Source organism: Nitrobacter winogradskyi (genome assembly GCF_006539545.1).
GTDB lineage: Bacteria > Pseudomonadota > Alphaproteobacteria > Rhizobiales > Xanthobacteraceae > Nitrobacter > Nitrobacter winogradskyi_A.
Genome location: NZ_BJNF01000149.1, coordinates 1 through 1,432, shown reverse-complemented (window position 1 = coordinate 1,432; position 1,432 = coordinate 1). Strand labels below are relative to the sequence as shown.

Sequence of the window (1,432 nt, the reverse complement as noted above, 5' to 3'; positions counted from 1 at the left end):
CATTACAGTTGCTGTTTTGATTTGAAGTGAGCGCACTGAGCGGCAGCCTGGTGAGCTCTGCGCCAGCAAGACCATGCGATGATGTGTGCGGGTTGAATACGCTTTCGCGCGAGTCGGATGGCAACGCGGCGAATTTCCTGGATCGACCAACGGATCAGTGGCGGCGTGGTGATGCTTTGGCTTTTGCCGGTGGGCGGGGTTTGGTTTTTTTGGGCGGCGGATTAGCGCGATGTCGGATCGCCGCCATCATGGCGAAGGCGAGCATCACCAGGGACACATGACGGTGCCAGCCATGCCAGGATCGGCTCTCGTTGTGATCGAGCCCGAACTCGTTTTTCGCGGTTTCAAAGCTGTCCTCGATTGCCCACCGATGGCCTTCAACCGCGACCAGCGTTTCAATCGATGTTCCCACTGGACACCAGGTGGTGAAGAAGGCGAGGTCATCATCGGCGATGCGACGACGGATCAGCAGACCGCGTGTCCACAAACCATCATTTGTGCTGTTGAACTGCCCGGCCTCGAGATCGGCCAATTCGAGATAACACCAGTCGTGCAGCCGCGGTCCTTTGGTTCCGGCTCCCGCCGACAGGCGCTTCCAGTCGGATGAGCGCCGCGTCCGGGCGATGTCTGCAGCCGTCCCGGCGACCGGCGGTCGCTTGCCCCAGGATCGAAACACATGAGCGCTGCTGACCCCAAGCACGTAGCCTTTGCCTGCCCGGCGTAGTTGCTGTTCGATGTCGCCAACACCGTAGACGGTATCACCGGCAACCCACTTGAATGGGACAGACGCGGCTATCGCGCGTGCGATCATTCTTGTCGCAAGCTTCGGTTTGGTCGCAAAGCCGACGTCGGCAGGCACATAGGCGGCTTTCAGACGGTCGGGATCGTCAGTCCATTCCTTCGCAAGATACAACGCTCGATCGATGAACGCATGACCATGACGCGAAACATAGGTCGCAAAGACGCCGATCTGGCAGTTCGTGATCTTCCCTGCCGAACCCGTATATTGCCGCGCCACTCCGCATGACGCTTTGCCCTGTTTGAGAAAGCCGGTCTCGTCGATCACCAGCACCGCATCGTCATCCGCCAGATGCTCGATGACATAGTCGCGCACGATATCGCGCAGGGCATCCGCTTCCCATCGCCCACGACCCAGAATCGCCTGCTGGCGCCAGGGACCAGAATCCCCGGCAGCCTCCGCGCGCATCCAACCGGTCTTGCGCGGCTCATCTCCGAGCAGGCCTTCCAGGAACAGACCGGCATTCGCCGCAACACGCTGTTGTGTGAACAACGGACGTATCCGCTGCTTGATTGCTCGAAGCGACGCCGCCCACAACGCAAGCGCCTCCTCAATCGACGCTGCATGCGTCCACGATCTCCGAATCATGGGTGCCCATGGATTCAGACGCCCCTCAAAACAGCAACTGTAATG

At 59.9% G+C, this 1,432-nt stretch carries 1 protein-coding gene; it reads right to left on the bottom strand.

Going from position 1 to position 1,432, the window contains the following annotated elements:
* Positions 1-154 precede the first annotated feature (154 nt).
* Positions 155-1,387, bottom strand: a complete 1,233-nt coding sequence (locus NWI01_RS18565) for an IS701 family transposase (protein WP_141385415.1) — start codon at positions 1,385-1,387, stop codon at positions 155-157.
* Positions 1,388-1,432 lie beyond the last annotated feature (45 nt).